This window comes from Burkholderia aenigmatica (assembly GCF_902499175.1).
GTDB lineage: Bacteria > Pseudomonadota > Gammaproteobacteria > Burkholderiales > Burkholderiaceae > Burkholderia > Burkholderia aenigmatica.
Genome location: NZ_CABVQC010000015.1, coordinates 83,250 through 105,467 on the forward strand (window position 1 = coordinate 83,250; position 22,218 = coordinate 105,467).

General features: G+C 65.5%; 20 protein-coding genes and 1 pseudogene. 7 read left to right on the plus strand and 14 right to left on the minus strand.

What is annotated here, in order from left to right; genetic code table 11:
• The first annotated feature begins 188 nt into the window (after positions 1–188).
• Both plcR and BDO18943_RS13395 read left to right on the plus strand, forming a co-directional pair.
• On the plus strand, positions 189–902 hold the full coding sequence (plcR, locus tag BDO18943_RS13390) for a phospholipase C accessory protein PlcR (protein ID WP_175022662.1): 714 nt from the start codon (positions 189–191) through the stop codon (positions 900–902).
• Between the two features lie 66 nt (positions 903–968).
• Positions 969–2,345, plus strand: coding sequence for a pectin acetylesterase-family hydrolase (locus tag BDO18943_RS13395; protein WP_175022663.1), 1,377 nt, complete (start codon positions 969–971; stop codon positions 2,343–2,345).
• A 108-nt stretch (positions 2,346–2,453) separates the two neighbouring features.
• Here the strand turns inward: BDO18943_RS13395 and BDO18943_RS13400 are convergent, their stop codons facing one another.
• The 11 genes from BDO18943_RS13400 to BDO18943_RS13450 form a co-directional block, all read right to left on the minus strand.
• Complete coding sequence (locus tag BDO18943_RS13400) at positions 2,454–2,777, minus strand: DUF4148 domain-containing protein (RefSeq protein WP_175022664.1); 324 nt, start codon at positions 2,775–2,777, stop codon at positions 2,454–2,456.
• A 271-nt stretch (positions 2,778–3,048) separates the two neighbouring features.
• On the minus strand, positions 3,049–4,164 hold the full coding sequence (locus BDO18943_RS13405) for a J domain-containing protein (RefSeq protein ID WP_175022665.1): 1,116 nt from the start codon (positions 4,162–4,164) through the stop codon (positions 3,049–3,051).
• A gap of 107 nt (positions 4,165–4,271) precedes the next feature.
• Positions 4,272–4,595 (minus strand): DUF4148 domain-containing protein, encoded by a 324-nt coding sequence (locus BDO18943_RS13410; RefSeq protein WP_089453956.1) that lies wholly within the window; start codon positions 4,593–4,595, stop codon positions 4,272–4,274.
• Between the two features lie 155 nt (positions 4,596–4,750).
• Positions 4,751–5,716 (minus strand): LysR family transcriptional regulator, encoded by a 966-nt coding sequence (locus BDO18943_RS13415; protein WP_235996000.1) that lies wholly within the window; start codon positions 5,714–5,716, stop codon positions 4,751–4,753.
• Positions 5,717–5,796: 80 nt separating this feature from the next.
• Positions 5,797–6,096 carry a hypothetical protein gene (locus tag BDO18943_RS13420; RefSeq protein ID WP_235996002.1) on the minus strand — a complete coding sequence of 100 codons (300 nt, stop codon included), beginning with the start codon at positions 6,094–6,096 and terminating at the stop codon, positions 5,797–5,799.
• A 452-nt stretch (positions 6,097–6,548) separates the two neighbouring features.
• Entirely contained in the window at positions 6,549–7,496 is a 948-nt protein-coding gene (gene cynR, locus BDO18943_RS13425; RefSeq protein WP_235996004.1) for a transcriptional regulator CynR, read from the minus strand.
• 113 nt (positions 7,497–7,609) lie between these two features.
• The gene (locus BDO18943_RS13430; protein ID WP_175022667.1) at positions 7,610–9,022 is read right to left on the minus strand and encodes an efflux transporter outer membrane subunit; all 1,413 of its coding nucleotides are present in this window, start codon (positions 9,020–9,022) and stop codon (positions 7,610–7,612) included.
• Entirely contained in the window at positions 9,016–9,915 is a 900-nt protein-coding gene (locus tag BDO18943_RS13435) for an efflux RND transporter periplasmic adaptor subunit (protein ID WP_175022668.1), read from the minus strand. The genes BDO18943_RS13430 and BDO18943_RS13435 overlap by 7 nt, the downstream gene beginning before the upstream one ends.
• Before the next feature lie 2 nt (positions 9,916–9,917).
• Complete coding sequence (locus BDO18943_RS13440) at positions 9,918–10,142, minus strand: DUF1656 domain-containing protein (RefSeq protein ID WP_175022669.1); 225 nt, start codon at positions 10,140–10,142, stop codon at positions 9,918–9,920.
• A complete protein-coding gene (locus BDO18943_RS13445) occupies positions 10,139–12,205 on the minus strand; it encodes an FUSC family protein (protein WP_175022670.1) in 2,067 nt (688 codons plus the stop codon). The genes BDO18943_RS13440 and BDO18943_RS13445 overlap by 4 nt, the downstream gene beginning before the upstream one ends.
• Before the next feature lie 501 nt (positions 12,206–12,706).
• On the minus strand, positions 12,707–15,091 hold the full coding sequence (locus BDO18943_RS13450) for a DNA polymerase II (RefSeq protein WP_175022671.1): 2,385 nt from the start codon (positions 15,089–15,091) through the stop codon (positions 12,707–12,709).
• 142 nt (positions 15,092–15,233) lie between these two features.
• Here BDO18943_RS13450 and BDO18943_RS13455 point away from each other — a divergent pair, with 142 nt between their 5' ends.
• A complete protein-coding gene (locus BDO18943_RS13455; RefSeq protein WP_175022672.1) occupies positions 15,234–15,731 on the plus strand; it encodes a hypothetical protein in 498 nt (165 codons plus the stop codon).
• A gap of 129 nt (positions 15,732–15,860) precedes the next feature.
• On the opposite strand, the gene BDO18943_RS13460 is transcribed toward BDO18943_RS13455, so the two are convergent.
• Positions 15,861–16,157 (minus strand): hypothetical protein, encoded by a 297-nt coding sequence (locus BDO18943_RS13460; protein WP_175022673.1) that lies wholly within the window; start codon positions 16,155–16,157, stop codon positions 15,861–15,863.
• A gap of 214 nt (positions 16,158–16,371) precedes the next feature.
• On the opposite strand from BDO18943_RS13460, the pseudogene BDO18943_RS13465 reads away from it, so the two are divergent.
• The 3 genes and pseudogenes from BDO18943_RS13465 to BDO18943_RS13475 all read left to right on the plus strand — a co-directional run.
• Positions 16,372–17,490: pseudogene (locus BDO18943_RS13465) on the plus strand (SEL1-like repeat protein); the annotation flags it as partial.
• 63 nt (positions 17,491–17,553) lie between these two features.
• On the plus strand, positions 17,554–18,474 hold the full coding sequence (locus BDO18943_RS13470) for a hypothetical protein (RefSeq protein ID WP_175022596.1): 921 nt from the start codon (positions 17,554–17,556) through the stop codon (positions 18,472–18,474).
• 68 nt (positions 18,475–18,542) lie between these two features.
• Positions 18,543–19,250, plus strand: coding sequence for a tetratricopeptide repeat protein (locus BDO18943_RS13475; protein WP_307871418.1), 708 nt, complete (start codon positions 18,543–18,545; stop codon positions 19,248–19,250).
• A 223-nt stretch (positions 19,251–19,473) separates the two neighbouring features.
• Here BDO18943_RS13475 and BDO18943_RS13480 read toward each other — a convergent pair whose 3' ends face one another.
• A complete protein-coding gene (locus BDO18943_RS13480; RefSeq protein ID WP_175022674.1) occupies positions 19,474–21,048 on the minus strand; it encodes an EAL domain-containing protein in 1,575 nt (524 codons plus the stop codon).
• A gap of 489 nt (positions 21,049–21,537) precedes the next feature.
• Here BDO18943_RS13480 and BDO18943_RS13485 point away from each other — a divergent pair, with 489 nt between their 5' ends.
• Positions 21,538–21,834, plus strand: a complete 297-nt coding sequence (locus tag BDO18943_RS13485) for a hypothetical protein (RefSeq protein WP_175022675.1) — start codon at positions 21,538–21,540, stop codon at positions 21,832–21,834.
• A gap of 35 nt (positions 21,835–21,869) precedes the next feature.
• Here BDO18943_RS13485 and BDO18943_RS13490 read toward each other — a convergent pair whose 3' ends face one another.
• Positions 21,870–22,175: a hypothetical protein gene (locus BDO18943_RS13490; protein ID WP_175022676.1), complete on the minus strand. Its 306-nt coding sequence runs from the start codon at positions 22,173–22,175 to the stop codon at positions 21,870–21,872.
• Positions 22,176–22,218: the final 43 nt, after the last annotated feature.

The window sequence follows — 22,218 nt, forward strand, 5'->3', positions numbered from 1 at the left end:
GGCGCGCGACATCGCGCGGTTGGCCGGGCGACAACGAAATGCGTTTCAAACGTTTTGCCGGACGTGGCCGATGCGAGCAGGTTTAGTGCGTGCGTTCTAGCGCCGCTTTTGACTGCATGCCGGATTCGACCTAGAACCTACTCGCGGATGCAGCGGCGAAGAACGGCATGACGTGACGAGGAGGCGACGTGAAGAAGAACAGGGCACTCTGGCGGCGCACGGGCGCGATCGCGGCGATCGGCGTGGCCGTCGTTGCAATCTGGCGATATGAAGCGGCGACACCGGCGCAAGCCGCGTCATCCGGCACACCGGCCGCGATGGCGAGCACGCAGTCCGTCGCGGCCGATACGTTCGGCACCGGCGCCGCGTTGCCCGGCCCCGAGGAGCGGCGGCTCGACGTCGACGCGCTGCGCCGTAGCCTTGGCGGGCGCCCCGACGCGGATGCCGAAGTGAAACGCATCGTCGCGTTCGCGCGCTTTCGCGATGAGGTTGCCGCGTATGGGGATCGCCGCAACAGCATGCCGCAAGCCGGGCGCACCGCGCTCGCGCGCAGGATTCTCGACGAACTGCCCGACCATGTCGCGCGCAACGAGATCGTGCCCGTGCAGGCCGAAGCGCTGAGCGCGGCGCTGCTGACCGATACCGAAGCCGATCCCGCGACGCGCAGTGCGGCGATCCGGTCGATGCGCGCGCAATGGGACGCGTATGCGCAGCAGACGGTCGGCCCGTCGCCGGCGCAAGACCCGCGCTATCTCTCGTACGAACAGCAAAGCCGCGACGTCGTCCGGCAGGTTCAGGCGAGCATTCCCGATCCCGACCAGCAACAAGCCGTCATCGCGCAGCGCCTGCAGGCTTTGCGCGTCCAGCTGTTCGACGGCGCTTCACCGTCCGGCGTGCACTGAGCGCCGAATCCGCGACGCCGGGACGGAGCCCGGCGGCCGCGTCATGTCCATCGACAAGGAGGGGAGATGTCCACAGCACGATGCCTGCTGCGCGCGGCCGTTGCCACGCTGCTCGGTTGCGCGGCACTGAACGGCCACGCGGCCGATACGACGATGCCGGATCCGTCGATTCCCTATTATTCGTGGTACGAAGTGACGTTACCGGAGAGCACCGGTGCATCGTGCGGCAACGGCACGCCGATGCGCTTCTACATCAATCGCGCGCAGTCGGACAACCTGCTGTACATGATGGAACCGGGCGGCGCGTGCTGGGACTACGGCACCTGCACGCAGACGTCGACCGGCGCCGAGGCCGGCCTCGGCGGCTTCAACCCGGATGGCATCCCGCACAACTACATGAACGGCACCGCGAACGAGAGCCTGCTGTCGTCGTTCCTGTCGCCGCTGCTCACGCGCATGGATCTCGCGCACATCCTCGTCGGCGAACCGAAGGTCGAGACGCAGCAGTGGACACAGGTTTTCGTGCCCTATTGCACCGGGGATATCCACATGGGCAGCGCGGTGCGCAACTACACGTCGCCGAGCGGCGACTGGCGGCTGCAGCACTACAGCGGGCTGAAGAACATCCAGGCCGTCGCGCAGTGGTTGACGTCGCACGGCTTCGGCAAGCCGAACCGGCTGCTCGTGTACGGGATGAGCGCGGGCGGCTACGGCACGCTCGCGAATTACGCGACGCTGCGTAACACGCTGCAGCCGCAGGCGCATAGTTCGCTGCTCGACGACGCCGGCACGGTCTTCAACACGCCGTTCGATGCGGACGCGGCCACCCATCCGTCGGTCGGCCTGTACGACCGGGTACGCACCGAATGGGGGATGACGGGCCCCGACGGGATGATTACCGTGAACAGCCGGCTGACCAGCCATTTCGATCCGGGCAACATGGGCAGCGCGTACGCGGCGCTGTCTGCGACGTATCCGCACGATCGCTTCGGTTTCTCGAGCTACCAGCGCGACAAGATCATCGCCGCGTATCACTATCGCGCGTTCGTGCCGGCCGTGATCGCGGCGCCCGACGACACGACCAAGGATGCGCTGTCGCTCACGATGTTCGACCAGGAGCTGGACGGGCTGAAGCAGACGCTGAACCCGCTGCCGAACTTCGGCTACTTCATGCCGTGGGCGCGCAACGACTTCATCGACAACCATCAGGTGACGGCGGTCAGCTTTACCGGGTCGGGGATCCACGAGAACGGCATCGACGCGGATATCGGCACGTTCGTCGACAACCTGCTGAACCAGCAGGACCCGGCCGATACGCCGGTGATGAAGGCGTTCCGCACGCAGCAGTGGTCGGATTTCACGTTCTCGACGTTTCTGGCGTGGATTGACAGCGTGTTCAACCTGACCGGTGAGGCGGGGCCGATCTCGGGGCACAGGGCGTGAGGGGGCGGTTCGCGTGAGCGGGTGGCCGCGACGCAGCGCGGCGGCCGGGTGTCGTGGCCGCCTGCCTGCGTCGATGCGTGGCCGTGCGTCGCGTGATCGCGTCCGGCGTTACGGCTTCACTACCGCCACCGCCGGCGCACCCGCCTCCACGCCCGGCACACCGTTCGACCCGTAGGCCGCTTCGGCGCTCTTGTGCTCGGCGAGCCGCTTGGCAGCCAGACGCTCCTGCGCGGCGACGATGTCGCCCGGATAGTTGTCGCCGTCGCCGGCGGTCGGCTCATAGCCGACCGACTCGAGATCGAACAGCTCCTGGCGCACCTGTGCACGAGTGAGCGTCGAGTGCGACGACTGCGCGTACGAGACAGTCGGTGCGGCGAGAAGAGCGGTGGCGGTAGCGGCAACGGTGGCGATGGTGACGATGATGGATTTCACGATTTCCTCAGACGGTTTCGTTGCGGTTCGGCGTGTTTGCTGGCTGAACCGACGAGACAAGTTTAGGAACCCGGAACGGCCGGATAAACGGCGATTCCTGACCAGCTGTGTTCCTGAATACGTGAGAGTGGTGACGCGCGATGTCCGGGGTGGCCGGTTGTTGCCTGGTGTTTTAGCGCGGAATGCCGATCGATGAGGGGCGCGCAGCCATTCCGTCAGGCTGGCTACGCATTCGATGTTCGGCGGGCGGACGCATGCCCGCCCGGCACGATTAATCGTCGAAGCGCGGGAATGCCCGCTGGCGCTTCAGGTCCTTCAGCCAGTCCTTGACGTTGGCCGGATCGTCGAACTCGCGCAGCGTGAGGTTCAGGTCGTGGATGCCGCGCTGAGTGCCCGCGATGTCGCGCGTGAGCATGCGCATGATGGTATCGGGCGCGACCTTGACGGACGGCGCAATCCCGTAACTCCGCCGGAATCCGGTCTCGACGTCCTGGATCTCCTGATCCAGCTCGCGGAGCTGATCTTCCAGGATGCCGTTGTAGCGCGCGAGCCGATCTTCGCCGAGGCCGTTGATCGCGTGCCGGTCGATCTGTTCGATCTCCAGTTGCAGCTCCAGCAGTTGCAGGAGCTTGCCGTTCGCATAAGCGTGGTTGACCCGCTGCATCAGCACGGTCTTGCGTTCCTGTTCCTGGGGATCGGTCTCGCGATCGGGGTGCAGCGCGCTCGCCAGCTTGCGATAGACCTCGCGGATCGACCGGCTCGCTTCGGCCTGCTCGGCTTCACGCTTCGCCAGCGCGGCCGATTGCCGGGGTGCTTTCTTGCGCTTGGCGCGCTGGGCCTCGCGGGCTGCGTGCTCGGCCATGTCCCGCTCGAACTGTTCGTCCAGTTCGGCCTGCATGCGCGCTATGAGTTCTTCGGGCGACAGCGAATCGAGATCGTCTGCCGCTGTCACGCCGGGCGTCGATTCCGATTCCGCCTGCGGTTCCGGCTCGTCCGCTGCGTTGCCGTCGTGCTCGGCCGCGCTGTGCCGGTCGTGGATGGCCTTCAACTGAGCATCGTCGCTGAAGTCGAGCAAGTCGCGAGCCATGTTGGCAATCATCCCGGAAAGGGTACGCTGCTCGGCCTTGCTCAATCCCTTCTGCAGGTATGCGTCGTCGAGCTGATTGAGCAACCGGATCCGCAGCGCGGTCGACGTCTGTTCGAGCGGCAACAGCTCGTCGACGAATTTCTTCTGGAAGACCGGCATCACGGCTTCCCACGCGCCGAGACGCTCGCGCCGCTTCTCGATCTGCTGGACGAGCGCATTGAACGCTTTCTGGGCTTTCGACAGGCTGGCTGTCTCGTGGCCGGGCGCGATGGCGACCGCTGTTCCGCGACGTGCGGTCATGTGAATGTCCTCCGGCCGCGGCAGGACGCGCAGCAGGCCGGTATTCTAGCCGGATGTCCTGCGGGGTAGCCCGGATGGGCGTTCTCCCCGCAGCGACCGGCCGCGTGTCAGCGCTTCACCGTTGCGACCGCCGGCGCGCCCGAATACGTGCCCGGCGCGCCACTCGACCCGTAGGCCGCTTCCGTGTTCTTGCGTTCGGCGAGGCGTTTGGCGGCCAGGCGTTCCTGCGCGGCGACGATGTCGTCCGGATAGTTGCCGCCGTCGCCGGCCGCGGGGTCGTAGCCGACCGATTCGAGATCGAACAGCTCCTGGCGTACCTGGGCGCGCGTGAGGGTCGAGTGCGACGACTGCGCGTACGACGCGGACGGTGCGGCGAGCAGAACGGTGGCGGTAGCGGCAACGGTGGCGATGGTGACGATGATGGATTTCACGATTTCCTCAGACGGTTTCGTTGCGGTTCGGCGCGATTGCGGCAGGCCGGACCGATGGGGTAGGTTCAGGTGCCCGGAACGGCCGGATCCACGGCGATTCCTGGCGAGCTGTGTTGCAGAGTGCGCGAGCGTGTGCAACGCGCGCGCCGATGCGATCAGGCATCGGCGATCGCCGCGATGGCCGTTCCCGCCTGCCCGGCGCCCGACGACCGCGGTGCGGCGAGCGACGGCAGCCTGAAGCGCGCGGCCGTCAGATCGACGAATGCGCGGACCTTGCCGGGCAGGAATTCGCGGCCCGGATACACGAGCGAGACGGTGACGCTGTCGTTCACGATCCGGTAGTCGTCCAGCACGCGGGTCAGCGTGCCGATGCGCAGGTCGTTCGCGACCATGTACTCGGGCAGCAGCGCGACACCGCTGCCGGCCAGCGCGAGCTGACGCTGCATCAGTGTGCTGTTGACCGTGATCGGCGCGTCGAGCGCGATGGTGTCGATCGTGCCGTTCGGGCCGGCCCACCGGCAGGTGCGTGCACCGGTCGCGAGGCCGACGATTCGGTGCGCGGCCAGATCGACTGGCCGGCGCGGCGCGGCCGCGTCCAGCAGATAGGCGGGTGACGCGACGGCGACGAGCGGTGCATGGACCAGCGTGCGCGACACGACGGAAACCGACGTGATCATCGTGTCGGCGACGATGCCGGCGTCGAATCCGCCGCCGAGCAGGTCGACTTCCGATTCGGTCAGTGTGATGTGCAGCGACACGTCCGGATGGCGCGACTGATAGTCGGCGAACAGGCCGGCGAGCTCCGGCGACATCACGCTGTGCAGCACGACGACGTTCAGGTCGCCCGCGATCCGGCTCGATTCCTGTGTGGCGCGCGATTCGATTTCGGCGAGGTCGCTCAGCAGCGCACGGCACGCTTCCGCGTAGCGGATCCCGATCCCGGTGAGCACCGTCTTGCGTGTCGAGCGTTGCAGCAGCTTGACGCCGAGGTGCGATTCGAGGTCGCCGACATAGCGCGTCACCAGCGACGGCGAAAGATTCAGCTGATGCGCTGCATGAGAGAAATGGTGCGTGTCTGCAACCTTGAGAAAGACCCGCATCGCACTGAACAGATGATTCACGTCGGTTTCCGGGGAGGCGTTGAAGGGAGAGGCGTGGCGTGCCGGCGGCGTCCGCAGCGGGCCGGATGACGCTCGCGGGTTCAGCTACCGAAGTAGACGTTGCAGAAGCTCGCCGGGCCGACGCAGTCGGCATCCGGCGCGGCCGGATGGCTTGCCGGCGCAACGCGAAGCGGAACGATGGTCTTGGTCGCGGCGGTGGCCTGCGTGCCCTTGTCGTCGCTCGAGCGCGCGGCGAGTTGCGCGGTGTAGGCCGGGGCGGCGGGTTGCGCTGCCTGGCGAACCGCTGGCGGAGCCGGTTGCTGCTGCGCGCAGGCACTGGCGGCGACGCCCGAGAAAGCGATCAATGCAACGGCGAGACGGGTCAGGATAGGATGTGTCATTTAGGATTCCGATAATAATTGGATATGTTCTTCCAGATCGACCTGGGATGCCGGAGCAGTCGAATCGTCCGGTCGATGCCGGGGAGCGTGTCGGACCTTCTGTCGAGTCGGGGCGACGTCAACGACGTCATCGACGTAGTGCGGAAGGTATCTGCGACACAAGATCCGGAGCCTCGACGCCGGGATTCGGCGCGACCGATTCACCTGGAATCGATAGTGAAAGAATGAAGGAAATCCCTGATCGCGTCCAAGGCGAATTTCCGATCCTGTCGATAAGACAAAACGATGACTCATCCGCATCGGAATCCATTTGATATGGATTGCGAATCAAAATTTATAAAAATGGAAGTGTGAGGTGACGGTCATCGCGCTCGTCATGCGAGCGCCGGCGTCAAGCGCTTGTGCGGGGGGTATGCCGGTGCGTCGTCAGGCTGGCGACGCACCCTGCAAGGTCAGGCGTGGTCGAGCGTCGTGATCGTGCGCAGCGACGCCAGGCTGCCGTGCTCGAGCATCTCGTGAACCAGATCGGCGAACGCGGTCGACGCAACGGTGCGATAGGCGCCCTTGCGGCGCAGCAGCGCGACGGTGCGCACCGGGAACGGCGGATCGAGCGGCACGTACTGCAAATCGCGATGCTCGAATTCGATGGTGCCGGGCAGGATCGTCGCGATCTTGCCGCGGCTCACGATCTTCAGTACCGCGCTGATCGAATTCGCCTGCAACGCGACATCGGGTTGCATGTCGTATGTCTGGAAATAGCTGTCGACATAGAAGCGCGACACGAAGCTCGTCGTCAGCAGCGCGAGCGGCGTTTCGGCGAGCTGCAGTGGCGTGACGGGCTCGCGCTGGGTGGTCAGCGGATGCGAGCGGCCGACCACGAGCATCAGGCGCTCGGGAAACAGCGCTTCGGCCTCGATTTCGTCGTTGCGAACATCGACGAACCCGAACGCAAGGTCGACCTGGTCGTCGCCGAGCGCCGCCTCCACCGCGTCGAGCGACATCTCGGTCATCTCGATCACGATGCCCGGATGACGCTCGTGGAATAGCTCGATGACGGGCGCGACCAGATACTCGGTGAAGGTTGGCGTGAAGGCGATCCGAAGCTTGCCGCGCGACAGGTCGTGCACGTCGTGCAGCGCGCGCTGCGCGGTGAGCAGGTCGTTGTGCGCGCGGCGCACGTATTCGAGGTAGACGCTGCCGAAATCGGTGAGCTGGACCATGCGTCCGCTGCGGTCGAACAGTTGCGCACCGAGCTCGTCTTCGAGCTGGCGCACCTTCTGCGACAACGCCGATTGCGACACGCTGAGCGCCTCGGCCGCGCGTGTGAAATTGCGGTGCTCGTCGATCGCGAGCAGATAGCTGATGTTGCGAAGCAGCGGGCTGCGTTGGGTGAACTTCATTTTTCGCGGAATGGGTCGCGGGTCACGTAGGTCCGGCATCTCGCCATTATGCGCCGGAAGGCGGGCGGCGGAACGCGATGGGGCCGGGTATTCGGCGACGATGTCACGGTTCGTCATTGCCAGCCGCCTCCGAGTGCGAGGAACGTGGTGATCTGGTCGTTGTTCACGTCCTGCCGGGCCGCCGCAACGGCCGTTTCGGCTGCGAGCCAGGTGCGCTCGGCGTCGAGCGCCGCGAGTCCGCCGACCCGCCCACCGCGCCGCAGTTCTTCGGTTCGCGCCATCACGTCGCGCGCCGCGTCGCTCGATGCCTCCAGGCGCTGCAGCCGGTCGAGCGCGCCCGCGTAGGTGTCGAGCGACGTTTCGGTTTCGCGCAGCGCGGTGAGGACGGTTGCATCGAAATGCGCGAGGCTCGCACGGCTGTCGGCCTGTGCGGCGTCGATGCGGTCGCGAATCGTGCTGCGATGGAGATTCCACGTGACCATCGGGCCGATCGCGAAGCGGTTCGTCAGCGGCGTGAAGAACGCGGCCGCGCCGCCGGTCGAGCCGATGCTGGCACCGAGTCTGATGTCCGGATACAGCGCGGCCGTTTCGACGCCGATGCGTGCGGTCGACGCGGCGAGCCGGCGCTCGGCCGCACGGACGTCGGGCCGGCGCTTCAGCAGCGCGCGCCCGTCGCCGGACGGAATCGGCGTCGACAGTTCGAGCGGCTTGTTACACGACAGCAGTGCGCGGTCGTAGTTTTCCGGCGGCTGGCCGGTCAGCGTCGCGAGACGGAACGCCGCATTCAGTCGGCGCGCCCGCAGCGGCGCGAGTTGCGCGCGGCTGTTCTCTATGCCGCCCTGGTCGCGCTGCTGCTCGAAGGTCGGTGCGCGTCCGTTCGAGATCAGCTGGCGGGTGAGGGCGAGGCGGCGCTGCTGGACGTCGATCGAGCGTTGCAGCACGTCGATCTGGTTGCCGGCGTTGCACAGGTCCGAGTACGCACGCGTGACTTCCGCGCTGACGTTCACACGCACGAGATCGCGCGCAGCGGCGACGGCCTCGTTGTCGGCGGACGCCGCTTCGATCCCGCGCCGGATCCCGCCGAACAGGTCGAGGTCGTAGCTCATCTCGAGGCCGATGTTGTAGATCTCGTGCCGTGGCGGCTCGACGTGCGACAGGACCGACGCCGCCGATTGCTGCGTGTAGTTGGTCGATGCGTCGATGCCGGCGCTCGGCTCGCGCGCGGTGCGCGTCGCCGCGAGCAGCGCATTGCTGCGTTCGAGGTTCGCCTGCGCGGCGCGCAGGTCGACGTTGCTTGCCAGTGCCTTTTCGACCAGGCCGTCGAGCGTCGGGTCGTTGTAGAGGCGCCACCAGCGGTCGGGCAGCGGGTCGCTCGACGCAACCGATGCACCCGCAACGAACGCATGGTTGGCGGCCGGTGCGTTCACGAGTGCGTTCGACGGCACGCGATAGTCGGGGCCGACCTCCGCGCACGCGGCGAGCGCGATGCACAGCGCTGCGATGGCAGTCGTACGCAGGCTTACCATGGCAGGCTCCGGTGTACCGTGACGTCGCCGGCCCGCGCATGAATCTCGACCGACGCGGTCTGCCCCGGCACGAGCCGCACGCCGGGCGGCACCGAATCGATCGCGATCCGCACCGGGATGCGCTGCGCGAGCCGCACCCAGGTAAACGCCGGGTTCACGTTCGCGAGCTGGGCGTCGCCTCCTGCGCGCTCGCGGTCCTCGACGCCGCCGGCGATGCTCTGCACGTGGCCGCGGATCTTGCTCGCGACGCCCATCAGATAGATACTGGCCGGATCGCCGACATGAATCGCCGGCAGCTTGGTTTCCTCGAAGTAGCCTTCGACGCGCAGCGACGTGTCGTTCACCAGCGCCATCGCACCCTTGCCGGCGCTCAGATAGACGCCCGGCAGCAGCCCGACGTTGGTCACCGTGCCGTCGATCGGTGCGCGGACGAGCGTGCGTTCGAGGTTCAGCGCGGCGAGGTTGCGTGCGGAGCGGGCCTGCGCGAGCGCGGCGCGCAGCTTTTCGACGCGTGTCGCGCCCTGCTGGGTCGATTCCTCGGCGACCACGTCCGGCATCGCGCGATTGCGGCGGTCCTCGCGAATCGCTTCGTCGAGTTCGGCCTGCTCGCTCGCGATGTTCGCGTCGGCCTGTTCGAGTGCGATCCGGTAGCGCGACGGGTCGATCACGAGCAGAACCTGACCCTTCGTCACTTTCTGGTTGTCGTGTACGCGCACGTCGGTGACGAGCCCGCTGACGTCCGGGGCGATCGGCACCACGTCGGAGCGCACCTTGCCGTCGCGCGTGAGCGGTTCGATCTGGTAGCGGACCCATAGTCCGTAGATCGCGCCGAGGATGCCGAGGATGATCGCGGCCGTCAGCACGGTGCGTAACAGGGGGATGATTCGCTTCATGTTCAGGAAAGGAGGCGATACGGGAAATACGCGTCGGCGAGACGGGCGATGCCCCACCACAGCAGGAAGAAGGCCGCCAGTTCGAGCAGCGCCGGTTGCCAGAGCAGCACGCGCAGCGGCAGGCGAAGCAGCACGCCACGCAACAGGAACGTGACGATCAGCGCGACGATGGCCCACGCCAGCGCGGACGGCAGGTAGATGCCGAAAATATGGATCTCTTCGATCATCGCGTCGTTCCTTCGACGAGTTGCACATGCGGGAACAGGTTGCAGCGCATGCCGACGAGCGCGAGCAGCGTGGCGTCGTCGCGGCCGGTCGTATTGCGCGCGGCGGCACCGATCGCGCGGTTCAGCGCGCGCATCAGCGATGCGGTGGCAGGCACCGGATGGTGCGCGTCGGCGCGTGCGCGATACAGCGCCGACACGGCCTCGAGCGCGGCCTCGATCGCGACACGCGTCTGCGCATCGCTTCTGTCGAGTCCTTCTCGCACCTGGATGATGTTGCGGCCGATGCGCAGGTCGCTCAATCCGTCGACCGCATGCAGCGCATCACCCGGATTCGCGAACGCCATGCGCGCGGCGACCTGGCCGAGCCGGTCGACCGCGCGCGCGGTCCAGGTCGGCGCGTCGAGCGGCCGGTGCGGGTCGGCCATCTGCGCGAGATCGGCCCAGTTCTGGCGCACGATCCGGTAGGCGGTCCAGCGCGTGCTGGCCGAGCGGAACAGTTTGGTCACGACGAGCGTCGTGACGATGCCGCCGACCTGCGCGAGCCCCGTATTGAGGAACAGCGCGAAGTCGGCCTGGAAGCGATCGAGAAAGCCCATGGCGACGATGAAGCAGGAAAACATCGGGAGGGCGCGCGCGGTGCGCGCCGGATCGGCCTGGATGTAGCCCATCCAGATCAAGGCCGGTGCAAGCGTCAGGATCAGCATTCCGGCGCCGTCGACACGCGGCAGGATCACGAACAGGTACAGCGCGGCGAGCGGAAAGGTGACGAGCGTCGAGACGAGGTAGCGGCCGATCACCGGTGCGGGATCGTCCTGTGCCGCGAACGAGCAGGTGACGAGCGCGGCGAACGCGGCGGTTGCCGAGCCGTTTGGCCAGGCAAGCAGGATCCACACCGCGCAGTAGATGATGATCGCGGTGGTCGTCGCGGCACCGGCGAGCAGCGCCAGGCCGTGATCGCGCGCGAGCTTGAAGCGGTGCGTGCCGTCGGCGGGCGGCAGGTGGCGCTCGAGCTCGGCATCGCTTTCCGCGAAGGTACGCACGAGCCCGCGCGCCGCGTGCAGCGTGTCGATGAAATCGGCGGTGCGGTCCAACAGGTTCGCGGCGAGCAGCGACGTCCAGGCCGGGTCGGCCAGGCGCTCGGCCGCCAGCGTGCGGCAACGCGCGGCGAGGCCGACGTCGAGCGCTTCGCCCACTTCCTGCGACGCGTGCAGGTCGTCGATCACCGCATCGACCAGCGCGGCGGTTTGCGCATCGATCGCGTTCAGCGAGCGCAACTGGTCGAGTCGGTTCGCGGCGGCCGATGCGATCGACAGCAACGCCGCGAGGCGATGCTGCAATGCCGTGACGGTGTCGCGCGTGGCGAGCGCGAAGCGCTGGTCGAACGGCAGCGTCGTCGCGATCATCCCGAGTTCGGTGACGTCGGCCGCGAGCTTGCGGCGATGCTCGTGCTCGAGCCGCGTGTGATGCGTGCCGAACGCTTCGGCGGTCCAGCGGCACGCATCGCCGAGAAACGACAGCGCGCGTTCGTGGATGACCGGCCGGCTGTTCGCGGGCTTCAGCAGCATGTGCGTGATCGTCACGCACAGGATCGCCACCGTCATTTCCTCGACGCGCGACACCGCGGTGATGAAGATGTTGGTCGGATCGTCGAGATACGGAAAGCAGATGACGGCCGAGCTGAACGCGGCCATCTGGAACAGGAACGCGCGCGGCGTGCGGTCGAGCACCGCGAGGTAGATGCAGAAGCCGATCCACAGCGCGAGGCACAGCACGAGCAACGCCGGCGAATTCTGCAGGTTCGGGGCGACCACCACCGACACGACCGCGCCGGCGGCGATGCCCGCGAGCCGGTAGATCGTCTTCGGACGGAAGGCGCCGGCCATCGGCTGCGAGGTCACGTAGACGGTCAACAGCGCCCACCACGGGCGCGGGAAGCTGACCGTGAACGAGATCAGCAGCACGAGTGCGGCCGCGATAAACGTGCTGATCGAGAACAGGAGCTTTCTCGGATCGATGGAGAATGGGTCGCGCGGCCGAAGCGGCGCGACAGTGGCTTGCGACACGTCGGGTTCCTTTGGCGAGACTGGCGGAGGGGATTGCAGCGATTGCGCTAGGGCGCGGGAGGCGGTGCGCCGCACGTCATGTCGTGCGGCGCCGTTTTGCGGCGTGTGCCACGCGGGAGGGCGGCGGGGTGCATGGAAAAAAGCGTCCACGCGAAACGGGGTGTTGTGGCAGGCATGTCAAGCACGAGTGCGCGCCTTTTCCTTGTTATTCAAGCACATGGCCACGCGTTGGGGGACGGCGGGTGCCACGGAAACTCGGGTAGGAAGGATCAGGGTTTCATTCGATTGCGATGCCCGAAATTGTGCGCTGCGGCGCGCGCGGCGTCCAAGTCGGATTTCTGACCGGGGCAATCGGTTTTACTTATCGTGCGGCGTGCCGGGGCGCAAGAATGCCGATTGATGTCGACGCGGACGAATCGGCAGACTCATCGCGGGCGCGTGATGGGCGACGTGCGGGGAATCGGTTGTACGCGCAACCGGGGCAGGCCGGATCGCGTTCCGTCAGTCGCCGAACAGCTGCCCCTGACCGGAGATCACGCGTTCGAAGTCGTCGCGCAGGAACGGCAGGATCGCATCGGCGACGGGCTGGAGCTGGCGGCTCACGTAGAACGCATAGTCGATCGGCGAGCGCATGGTTTCGAGCGGCTCGGGGCCGGCCGTCGTCATCACGTAGCTGATCCAGCCGCCGCGCTGATATTGCAGCGGCCGGCCCTGTGCCTGGTTGAACTCGTCGGCGATCCGTGCCGCGCGCACGTGCGGCGGCACGTTGCGCTCGTACTCGCGCAGCGGCCGGCGCACGCGCTTGCGGTAGACGAGCTGGTCGTCGAATTCGCCGGCCAGCGTGCGCCGCACGGTGTCGCGGATGAAATCCTGGTACGGCTCGCGGTTGAACACGCGCCGGTACAACTCGCGCTGGAACTGCTGCGCGAGCGGCGTCCAGTCGGTGCGCACCGTTTCGAGCCCCTTGAAGACGAGATCCTCGCCGCCGCCGGCGGCCGCCGCGAGGCCCGCGTAACGCTTCTTGCTGCCTTCTTCCGCACCGCGCACGGTCGGCATCAGGAAGCGGCGGTAGTGCCGCTCGTACTGCAGCTCCAGCGCGCTCTCGAGCCCGAAGTGGTCGCGCAGGTGCGCTTGCCACCAGCGGTTGATGTGTTCGACGAGTGCGCGGCCCTTGGCGCCGGCCTCGTCGTCGTCGTGCGCGCGACCGAGCCACACGAATGTCGAATCGGTATCGCCGTAGATCACTTCGTAACCCTGAGCTTCGATCAGCTCGCGCGTGCGGTGCATGATTTCGTGGCCGCGCATCGTGATCGACGACGCGAGGCGCGGGTCGAAGAACCGGCAGCCCGTCGAGCCGAGCACGCCGTAGAACGAATTCATGATGATCTTCAGCGCCTGCGACAGCGGTGCGTTGCGCTGCCGCTTCGCCTCGTCGCGGCCTTCCCATACGCGGCGCACGATATCGGGAAGACAGTGCGCGGTACGCGAGAAGCGCGCGCCGAGAAAGCCGGGCACCGACGCGTCGTCGCCGGGATTCGCGAGCCCTTCGATCAGCCCGGCCGGATCGATCAGGAACGTGCGGATGATCGACGGATAGAGGCTCTTGTAGTCGAACACGAGCACCGAGTCGTACAGCCCGGGGCGCGAATCCATCACGAAGCCGCCGGGGCTGTTTTGCCCCGTCACGTCGCCGAGGTTCGGCGCGACATAGCCGAGCCGGTGCATGCGCGGCAGGTACAGGTGCGTGAAGGCCGCCACCGACCCGCCGGTGCGATCGGCCGCGAGGCCCGTCACGCTCGCGCGTTCGAGGGCGAAGGACAGCAGGTCGGCCTTGTCGAAGATGCGCGTGACGAGCTCGCAATCTTTCAGGTTGTAGCGCGCGAGCGCGGGCTTGTCGTGATCGAAGCGGCGCTGGATCTCGTCCATCCGCTGGTACGGGTTGTCGATCGACTTGCCTTCGCCGAGCAGCGACTGCGACACGTATTCGAGGCTGAACGACGGGAACGTCCACGTCGCGGATTTCAGCATGTCGATGCCGTCGAGGATCAGCCGGCCCGCCGCACCCGCGAAGAAGTGGTCGGGCTGCTGGCCGTGCGCGCGCCAGTCGAGCACGCTGCCGCCGCGCCCGAGCTTCAGCGGCACGCCGTATTGCTCTGCGTGCGCGTGCAGGATACGCAGGTCGAACTGCACGAGGTTCCAGCCGATCACCGCATCGGGATCGTGTTCGTCGAACCAGTCGTTGAGCCGCGCCAGTATCGCGGGCCGGCTGTCGCAGTAGTCGAGGCGGAAGTCGACGGCGCGGGCTTCGTCGCTCTCGGCTCCGTTCGGCGGGCCGAGCATGTAGACCTGCCGTTGCCCGCAGCCTTCGAGCGCGATCGAATACAGCTCGCCGTGGACGCTGGTTTCGATGTCGAGCGACACGCAGCGCAGCGTCGGGCGATAGCCGGTCGCGGTTTTCAGTTCGGCGCCGGTCAACGTGCCGTCGTGGCCGGGCTGGCCGCGAAACTGCACGCAAGCCGTGATGAAGCGCTCCATCGCGTAGCGGTCGGGTGGCTGCACGTCGGCTTCGTAGACGTCGATGCCGGCCGCCGCGAGGCGCTTCTGCAGCCCGGACAGATGGCGGTAGCGCCGGCAATAGAGGCCGACGACCGGGCGCTGCCGGAAGTCGCGCAGCGCGAGCGGGCGCAACTCGATATCGCGCTCGCCGGCCAGCGCGCGTTCGGCGAGCGCCTGCTGTTCGGCCGGAATGAATGCGACGGCTTCCTGCGGGCGCAACTGTACACGGCGCGGACCGTGTTCGGTTGCCAGCCAGAACTCGATCTCGATGCCGGTCGCGGTGTCCCGCCAGTGGCGGGTGAGGATGAAACCCTGCTCGAACTCCGTCAAAACGCTTGCTCGTCGTGGATGCCCAGGCGGCGGATTTTAGCGCTTGGGCGGGTGGTGTGCCGGAATGGGGGCGATACCGTCCCGGCATCCTGGCCAATGATCGTATGATTCGGAATCGAATGAACCCATCCGGAATCGTTTAATGAAACTCGCGATCGATCGCATCGCACGTGTTGCCGGTTACGTTGTTGCCGCGGCCTGCCTGGGTGGAAACGGGAGCGCGATATTCGCGGCCCCGACATTGAAGGGTCTGCCGGCCGCCACGGAAGCCAACTGGATACAGGCGGTCAAGCGGCATCGCACCAAGGATGGCGCGACGGTTGCCGAAGTGCTCGCCTATGCGGAAAAAATGCGGCCGCGCATCTTCAAGGCCGGACGATTCGGCGTGGGTTACAACGGCGCGACCGGGGTTGCCAGCTCGGTTTCGATCGGCTACTGGATCGGATCGAAGCGCGCACCGGACGATGCGTTCGTCGATCTCGGCTATTCGATGTCGCCCGATGGCCGCGTGATGCCGGTCTCGCGCGACGAGCACACGGCAACGGCATTGGAGAACGGGCGGAAGGCATTTCTGCGTGCCGTCGACGATGCCTATCGGGACACATGCCGGTCCGATCCCGATCATCCACCGGCGTGCTGACAGGCATCGTTCACTGCCGTCGTCACCCGATTTTCACGACCTGATACATGGCGGGTCACGTGCATTCATCGTTCGCATCGCGTTCACCGCCGGCGCGTGTTCTGCGAGCGCCTGCTGTTCGGTGCGGAATCAGGCGACGGCGAGCCGTTGCGCGACACGCCACTCGGTGCCCGTGGTATTGAACGGCTGGAGCAGCCAGCGGCGCGCGGCGACCGTGTGCCGCTTTTGCGTCACGTATGCGTCGACGGAGAGTTCGAGCGCGTCGTCGTCGGCGCGGGCGAGCGTGGCGGCCGCGCCCGATCCGTCGGCGAATTCGATCACGGCCGGATGCGGCTTCGCGGAACGCGGCGCGTCATTGTCGAAGGTCACGACGCTGCCGGGATACAGGTGCGAATGGGTTGCGCGTAGCAGTAGGGCGTTGGGCATGGCGGGCGCTCCGGGCGGCGTAGTGCGGCAGAGGCCGGTGACGGCTGACGGCCTTCATGAGAGTGAGCATGCGTGGCGCATTCAGGTTTTCAATGATTTGAATACCGCCCGATTGACGTCACGGAATCATCGTTCGTAGAATCGCCGGTCAAGAACAACATCATTCCGAGAGAGGCGCTATGGTTGCGCACCGTATGGTCGTAGCGATTGAGCCATGAACCGACACCTTTGGGTGGTTGTGTTGCCCGTTCTGTTGTGTGCGTGCACGAAACGAGCGCCCCAGGCGACCTCATCGCCTGACATGGGTGCCGTGCGCGCCGATCTTGCGTTCACCTTCACCTGCACGCATCAAGCGGACCAATTGCCGCCACTCGATCCGCAGGCCGACAGCCTGTTCCGTTACGCGCGATACCTGGAAAAGAAGAACGGCCCCAGGGACTTCAATGATGTTGCCCGCTACTACAGGATCGCAGCGGCGCACGATCATTACAAGGCCAACCAGAACCTGCAATCGCTTGTGTCACAGGGGTTGGCCAACTCCCCCGATGCGCCGGCCGAGGTTGTCGGCCTGGGCATGAAACTGGTCAAGCAAGGTATCCCGAGCGGCTACTACGATATCGGTCACGCTCTCGAGACAGGCTATGGTTTGAAGCAGGATGCCGAGGGCGCACTGCGCTACTTTCGCAAAGCGGCCGATCTTGGCAATCCAGAAGCTCAGTTCTATGTTGGAAACCTGCTGTTGCCCAACGATAAAGCGCCCGCTATCGCGAGACAAATGTTGGCCTGTGCAGCCGATCAAGGATCCGGTCAGGCTGCCAACTTGCTGGGTGTCGATCAAAAGACAGGGGGGGTGTATCCCGATGCTGCCAGGACATTCCAGAAAGGGGTAAGCGCAGGCGATACCCTGTCTGCCTCGTTCCTGAGAGATGGATTCAAAGGACCGCCGCCGTCGAATCAGCTCGATTACCTCGCGCTGCAAAGCGATCCTGAACGGTCCCGGCGATACGATCTGATCGGGAAATTTCTCGACGCCAACGATGGCCGCGAACCGACGGTACCCGACATCGACAAGATCGTTCCATTACCGCCCGCCAAGCTTCCGCCATGGGACGGCACGTTCCAGTGGCAAAAGGAACAGGATGCGGCCACGCCGCCGAAGCAACCGACGGACGCGCTCGTCAACGAGATGGCGAAGGCCAGGCATCTCGATCCGGCGACAGGGCTGCCGCTCCCGGGATCGGCAGACAACACCTCGCACACTGAGCAACCGGACAACGCCGCGTCCCGTTTGCCGTTGGGTACTGTGGCACGAACCGGTCAACCCGGCCCGGAACAATTCACCTGAAGGTCTGGCGCGACACCATTGACTGATCACTCCATTTACCCAGGAATCCCCATGACCTCACCCTCCCGGAAACTCTCGTTACCCGGCTCCGCCGCACTCATCGCGGCGGCCATTACCACGGCGCAGTTCCTGATCGTCCTCTACGTATGGTCGACGAGGTCATCACCGTCCGTGGGTGTGCTGGCTGTGCAACTGTCCAGTTTCATCGAGAGCCTGGTATTTCGAACCGGCCTGGTCTTCCTGATCGTCCGCTGGCACGGAGAGCATCGCGATCGGCTTGCATTCCGCCGTCCCGTGTGGCCGTTGACAGCCTACGCGTTATGCCTGCTGCTCTGGCAGGCCGCGCAGATACTGGTATACCAGGCGCTGACGGGACTGTTGGATAGCGGTGCCCTTAGCCTTGCGCAAATGGGGACGATCATCGCCCCGGTGCATGCCGTCCTCTATGCGTTGGTAGCCGGGCTGGCGTGGTGGTTCGTCGCCCACCTGTTCCGCAACGATGCGTTGCCCGGGGCGCCGAGCGGTAATCCACGACGGTCCATTGCGGCTCTCGCGGCCTGGCTGTATGCCAGCGCATTGCTGCTCTTCATGCCGCAAGCCGTGCTGATGTCGCTCAACTACTATGACGACAATCTCAAGCTTGTGATGTTGAACTATGTCGGAGGCTTGGTCATTTGTGCCGCGGTCGTCTTCGCCGGCGCGATGTTCGGCCTGCCGCGCGAACTCGGTCGGCTGCACGTCTGGCGTCTGCTGGGGGCGTCGCTTGCGTCGATGGTATCTGTTTTGCTGGTGGCTTACGGGGTGCTGAGCGTGCTGGGCGATACGCTCGGGATAATCAGTTTGCTGTCCGGAGTGATGCCGATCGTTGCTGTCGCCGGAACCGGCGTGGCCTACTGGGTGTGGTTCCGCGTGTTCTATGCCGCTGCGCGTCGCGAGGCCGCCGAAACGTCTCAACGCATGCCGTCTGCATGAAGGCTGGGAGCGGATAGATCTGCTCTCATCTTCTGACATCCCTGGAACGGTCTGATCGAGGTCGCTTGATGCCGATAGCGGTGATCTACAGGATTATTTTTGCAGCCCTGGCGCTGTTCGCGTCGAGCGTACATGCGGAGGGCCTGCCTGCTTCGACTGTCAGGTCATCGGCTGAGACGTCGGATCTCCCGCGCGACGAAAAGCTGCCGTTGTTCGACCCGCATCGAAAGAGCTTCACGTGCGTTCATCAGGATCAGCACGTGCCGCCGATCGATCCTCAAGCCGAGTTATGGTTCCAGCAGGCGCTGGCGCTCGACAATCCTGACGTGTACTACGAGCAACGCGACTATCCGAAGATCTACCAGCTCTACGTTCAGGCTGCCGATCGCGGGCACTGGAAAGCGATGCTCAATCTCGCGCCCCTGATTCGAAGCAATTATCCCGGCGTGCCTAGACATGATCCGGAAGCCGCGATCGGGTGGGTTGAGAAAGCCATGCAGTTGGGTGTGCCCGATGCCTACGACATGATGGGCACCTATCACCAGAGCGGGTTGGTCAAGGGCGGTGATGCGACCCGTGCCTACGCGTTCTTTCAACGGGCTGCGGATATGGGCAGTCCATCGGCTCAAACGTTTCTCGGTTTCAAGATGAGCGGCAGCTACGACAGTCCTGACGGGGAATTCCGGGGAAACGCGGCTATTGGCATGGAAATGCTGCAATGTGCGCTCGCTCAAGGTGATGGCGATGCCGCTTACGATTTGGGGGGGCTTGTATAAAGGAGCGACACCCGAGTCAAAACTGCGGGCACTCAAAGTTTTGCACGAGGGTGTCAAGCTGGGATGCGTGAAGTGTGCGAAAGATCTGGCATCGGAGTTTCGTGGATTTGATCTGACCAGCGGCAATAACCTTGTTGGTCAAATTCGAGCAGGGCCGCGTGCGTATCGACGGTCAGGACGGCGCGCAGTAGCCGCCGGCGCGTAAGCGTCGTCGGCAACGCTGCTACACCGACACCGACGCGAAATCCTGCTTCAAATGCTCGACACGCTGCGGACGCTGATACAGGTAGCCCTGCGCGTACTGAATCCCGACCGCATGCAGCGCGCGATGTTGCGCTTCCGTTTCCACGCCCTCCGCGATGATCTTCAGGTCGTAGTGATGCGCAACGGTCGCGATCCCCTCGATCAACCCCGCGTTGCCGCCGTTCAGCGGCGACACGAACTGGCGATCGATCTTCACGTAGTCGAACGGAAAGCGCGACAGCATGTCGAGATTGCTGTGATGCGTGCCGAAATCGTCGATCGCGAACTTCGCGCCTTTCGCTCGCAGCGCATGGAAGATCGCGGTGGTTCGCGCGTTCTTTTCGAGCAGGATGCGCTCGGTGACTTCGAGCACCAGCGTAAAGCCTGGCGGCAGCGCGCGAATTGCCTCCTCGACGACGGACACGAACTGCGTGCGCTCGAGGTCCTTCGGCGCGATGTTGATGGCGATGCGCAGCGGCATGGCCGGCGTCAGCGCGGACAGTTCCGACACGGCTGTTCGCAGCACGAATTCCGTCACTTTCGGCAGCACCGCGCTTGATTCGACCTGCGGGATGAACACGGCCGGGCTGATGGCCCCCCACTTGGGATGCTGCCAGCGCAGCAGCGCCTCGACGCCGACGGTCCTGCGCGTCTCGACATCGACGATCGACTGGTACACGACATGAAGTTCGTCGCGCCTGAGTGCGTTGCGGACGGCCTTCAGCAGCAGGCGGCGCGGCGCCATCGCCAGCAGGTAGGCCGCCATCACGAGGCCATCCGCCAGCAGCACGATCGTGATGCCGATTAGCCGATAGTGGTGCTGGATCTGCGACGCATAGTGCGCGGAGGCGGCAACCGACACCGTGAACGGCCAACGGGGCGACGCGATCGTGCTGCCGCCTGCGGGTTCCGCGGCCGATTCCGGCGTGAACGTCCCGTGCTGATCGAGATGGCCCGAACCCGCGATCGACAGCGTCGCGGTTTCCGTCCCGTAGCGGGCGCCGTGCGCGAGCGCGTCGGCCACATAGTCGCCTTCGATCAGGTAGAGCACGCCCGCGCCGGGCGCGATGGCGTAAAACACGGGCAGCACCGGGATGCCTTGCTGGAATGGCGTCTGGCGCAACAGCGTGACGAGCGTCGAGCCCGGTTCCGGTTCGTGTGTGTAGGCGCCGAGCGGCAAGTCGATCGCCCCCAGCGCGGACGAGCACATGACGCGGCCGTCGTTCACCAGCGCGACGGCGCGCAGGTAGCGCAGGCGCGTGCCGATCTCGGCGAGGGTCCGGAATACCGTCGGGCATGGCCGCCCGACGAGCGCGGTGAGTTCGTCCACGTGTCGCAGGCGGGCACCGTCGAGGATGCGATCCACCGATGCCACGATGTCGTTCGCGATCACGCGTTCATGCTGGGTGACGGTATCGCGCGCGTAGCGGTCGGCAAGCACGATTGCGCACGCCGGTACGAGCACGCAAACGATTACGGCGACGCAAAAGACGACTCGCGGCCACGCGCCGCTGCGCTGGAAAACGGGCTTCGAGCCTGGCGTGAACGCCAACATTCCCGCGGTCGCCTTTGGTGTTGTGTGTATGAAGCAGCCAGTCGAACCGGTCAATCCACCCACGTCGCGCATGCGTCATGCCGGGTTCGGGCAAGGCGGTGTGCGCGCCGGGTTCGCGATGCGATCGATTCTACGGTCGCGACGGGCATCTGCGGCAGCCCCGTCGCAATCGGCCATGTATTCCGGAAGCTGGCCTCCATAAACATGTGCATGCAGCGCATGGTTATCGACGTAGCACACCGAAAAAACCCCCGGCCGCAGGGTCGTGCGGCCGGGACGAAAAAACACCGTCTCTTGGCACGAGGATGGTGCGCGGCAAGTATAAGATGTGACGAGAGATTGTGAAATATTGTTATTCAACAATTGGTGTAGTTTTGTCATTGTGTCTTGACGAGAAACATTCCTGCGAAATGTTGTTTTCGTCGACCTGCCGCTGGCTTGCAAGCGGTCGCCACTCGTCACGGTCGCGCGTCTCGCCGGAGCGTTGAGATGGAAGAAAACACCGTGCCCACGGTCGTCGTGTCCGACGGTGCGGCCGCAACCGACGGCGGCTCGCTGTGGATCCGGATTGCCGTGAACGGGCAAGCCCACAACTACCTGCTCGATCGCGCGCTCGCTTCACGCGGGACGCCGCGCTACAACACCATCAGCGGTGAGCACGGACCACTTTCGAAAGCTGAACGAAAGATGTTGCTCGCGCTGCTGCGCCGCATTGCCGACCCCGTGATGTGTGCCGGCATCGTCGGCACGTTCGTACAGGTGCTGCAGGAATCTGGCGGTGAATGAACAATGCGGTCGCGGTGCATCGCGCGAGCCGCGAGTCAGAAATCGTTGCGCATCTTGCGGAGCAGATCGCCGGCCGACTGGTGCGTGTCCACCGCGGTGAGGACATCGGTCAGGAACCACGGCAGGTTCAGTTGCGTATTGGAATCGCCGACGCATACGCGGATCGGCGGCGCGTTCGACGGCGAGCGGGCGTCGGGTGTGGCATCGCGGGACGGGACGCAGTTTTTCGCGTGCGCTTGAAAGGGAGCCGGCTCGGCGCCGCCGGATGTTGCGCCGGCGGCTGCCGGCAAGCTGATGGCGGCAAGCAGGGTCAGGACAGCGACAGGGGCAACGCGTTTCATGAGATTCTCCGGCGATGCTCGTTCGACCGCGCGGGCGGACGCG

What these genes read in the sequence shown, in the direction of transcription:
- BDO18943_RS13395 (WP_175022663.1), top strand. Translation starts at nt 969, where the DNA reads ATGTCCACAGCACGATGCCTGCTGCGCGCGGCCGTTGCCACGCTGCTC.
- BDO18943_RS13405 (WP_175022665.1), bottom strand. Translation starts at nt 4,164, where the DNA reads ATGACCGCACGTCGCGGAACAGCGGTCGCCATCGCGCCCGGCCACGAG.
- BDO18943_RS13420 (WP_235996002.1), bottom strand. Translation starts at nt 6,096, where the DNA reads ATGACACATCCTATCCTGACCCGTCTCGCCGTTGCATTGATCGCTTTC.
- cynR (WP_235996004.1), bottom strand. Translation starts at nt 7,496, where the DNA reads ATGAAGTTCACCCAACGCAGCCCGCTGCTTCGCAACATCAGCTATCTG.
- BDO18943_RS13430 (WP_175022667.1), bottom strand. Translation starts at nt 9,022, where the DNA reads ATGGTAAGCCTGCGTACGACTGCCATCGCAGCGCTGTGCATCGCGCTC.
- BDO18943_RS13435 (WP_175022668.1), bottom strand. Translation starts at nt 9,915, where the DNA reads ATGAAGCGAATCATCCCCCTGTTACGCACCGTGCTGACGGCCGCGATC.
- BDO18943_RS13440 (WP_175022669.1), bottom strand. Translation starts at nt 10,142, where the DNA reads ATGATCGAAGAGATCCATATTTTCGGCATCTACCTGCCGTCCGCGCTG.
- BDO18943_RS13455 (WP_175022672.1), top strand. Translation starts at nt 15,234, where the DNA reads ATGAAACTCGCGATCGATCGCATCGCACGTGTTGCCGGTTACGTTGTT.
- BDO18943_RS13460 (WP_175022673.1), bottom strand. Translation starts at nt 16,157, where the DNA reads ATGCCCAACGCCCTACTGCTACGCGCAACCCATTCGCACCTGTATCCC.
- BDO18943_RS13470 (WP_175022596.1), top strand. Translation starts at nt 17,554, where the DNA reads ATGACCTCACCCTCCCGGAAACTCTCGTTACCCGGCTCCGCCGCACTC.
- BDO18943_RS13475 (WP_307871418.1), top strand. Translation starts at nt 18,543, where the DNA reads ATGCCGATAGCGGTGATCTACAGGATTATTTTTGCAGCCCTGGCGCTG.
- BDO18943_RS13480 (WP_175022674.1), bottom strand. Translation starts at nt 21,048, where the DNA reads ATGTTGGCGTTCACGCCAGGCTCGAAGCCCGTTTTCCAGCGCAGCGGC.
- BDO18943_RS13485 (WP_175022675.1), top strand. Translation starts at nt 21,538, where the DNA reads ATGGAAGAAAACACCGTGCCCACGGTCGTCGTGTCCGACGGTGCGGCC.
- BDO18943_RS13490 (WP_175022676.1), bottom strand. Translation starts at nt 22,175, where the DNA reads ATGAAACGCGTTGCCCCTGTCGCTGTCCTGACCCTGCTTGCCGCCATC.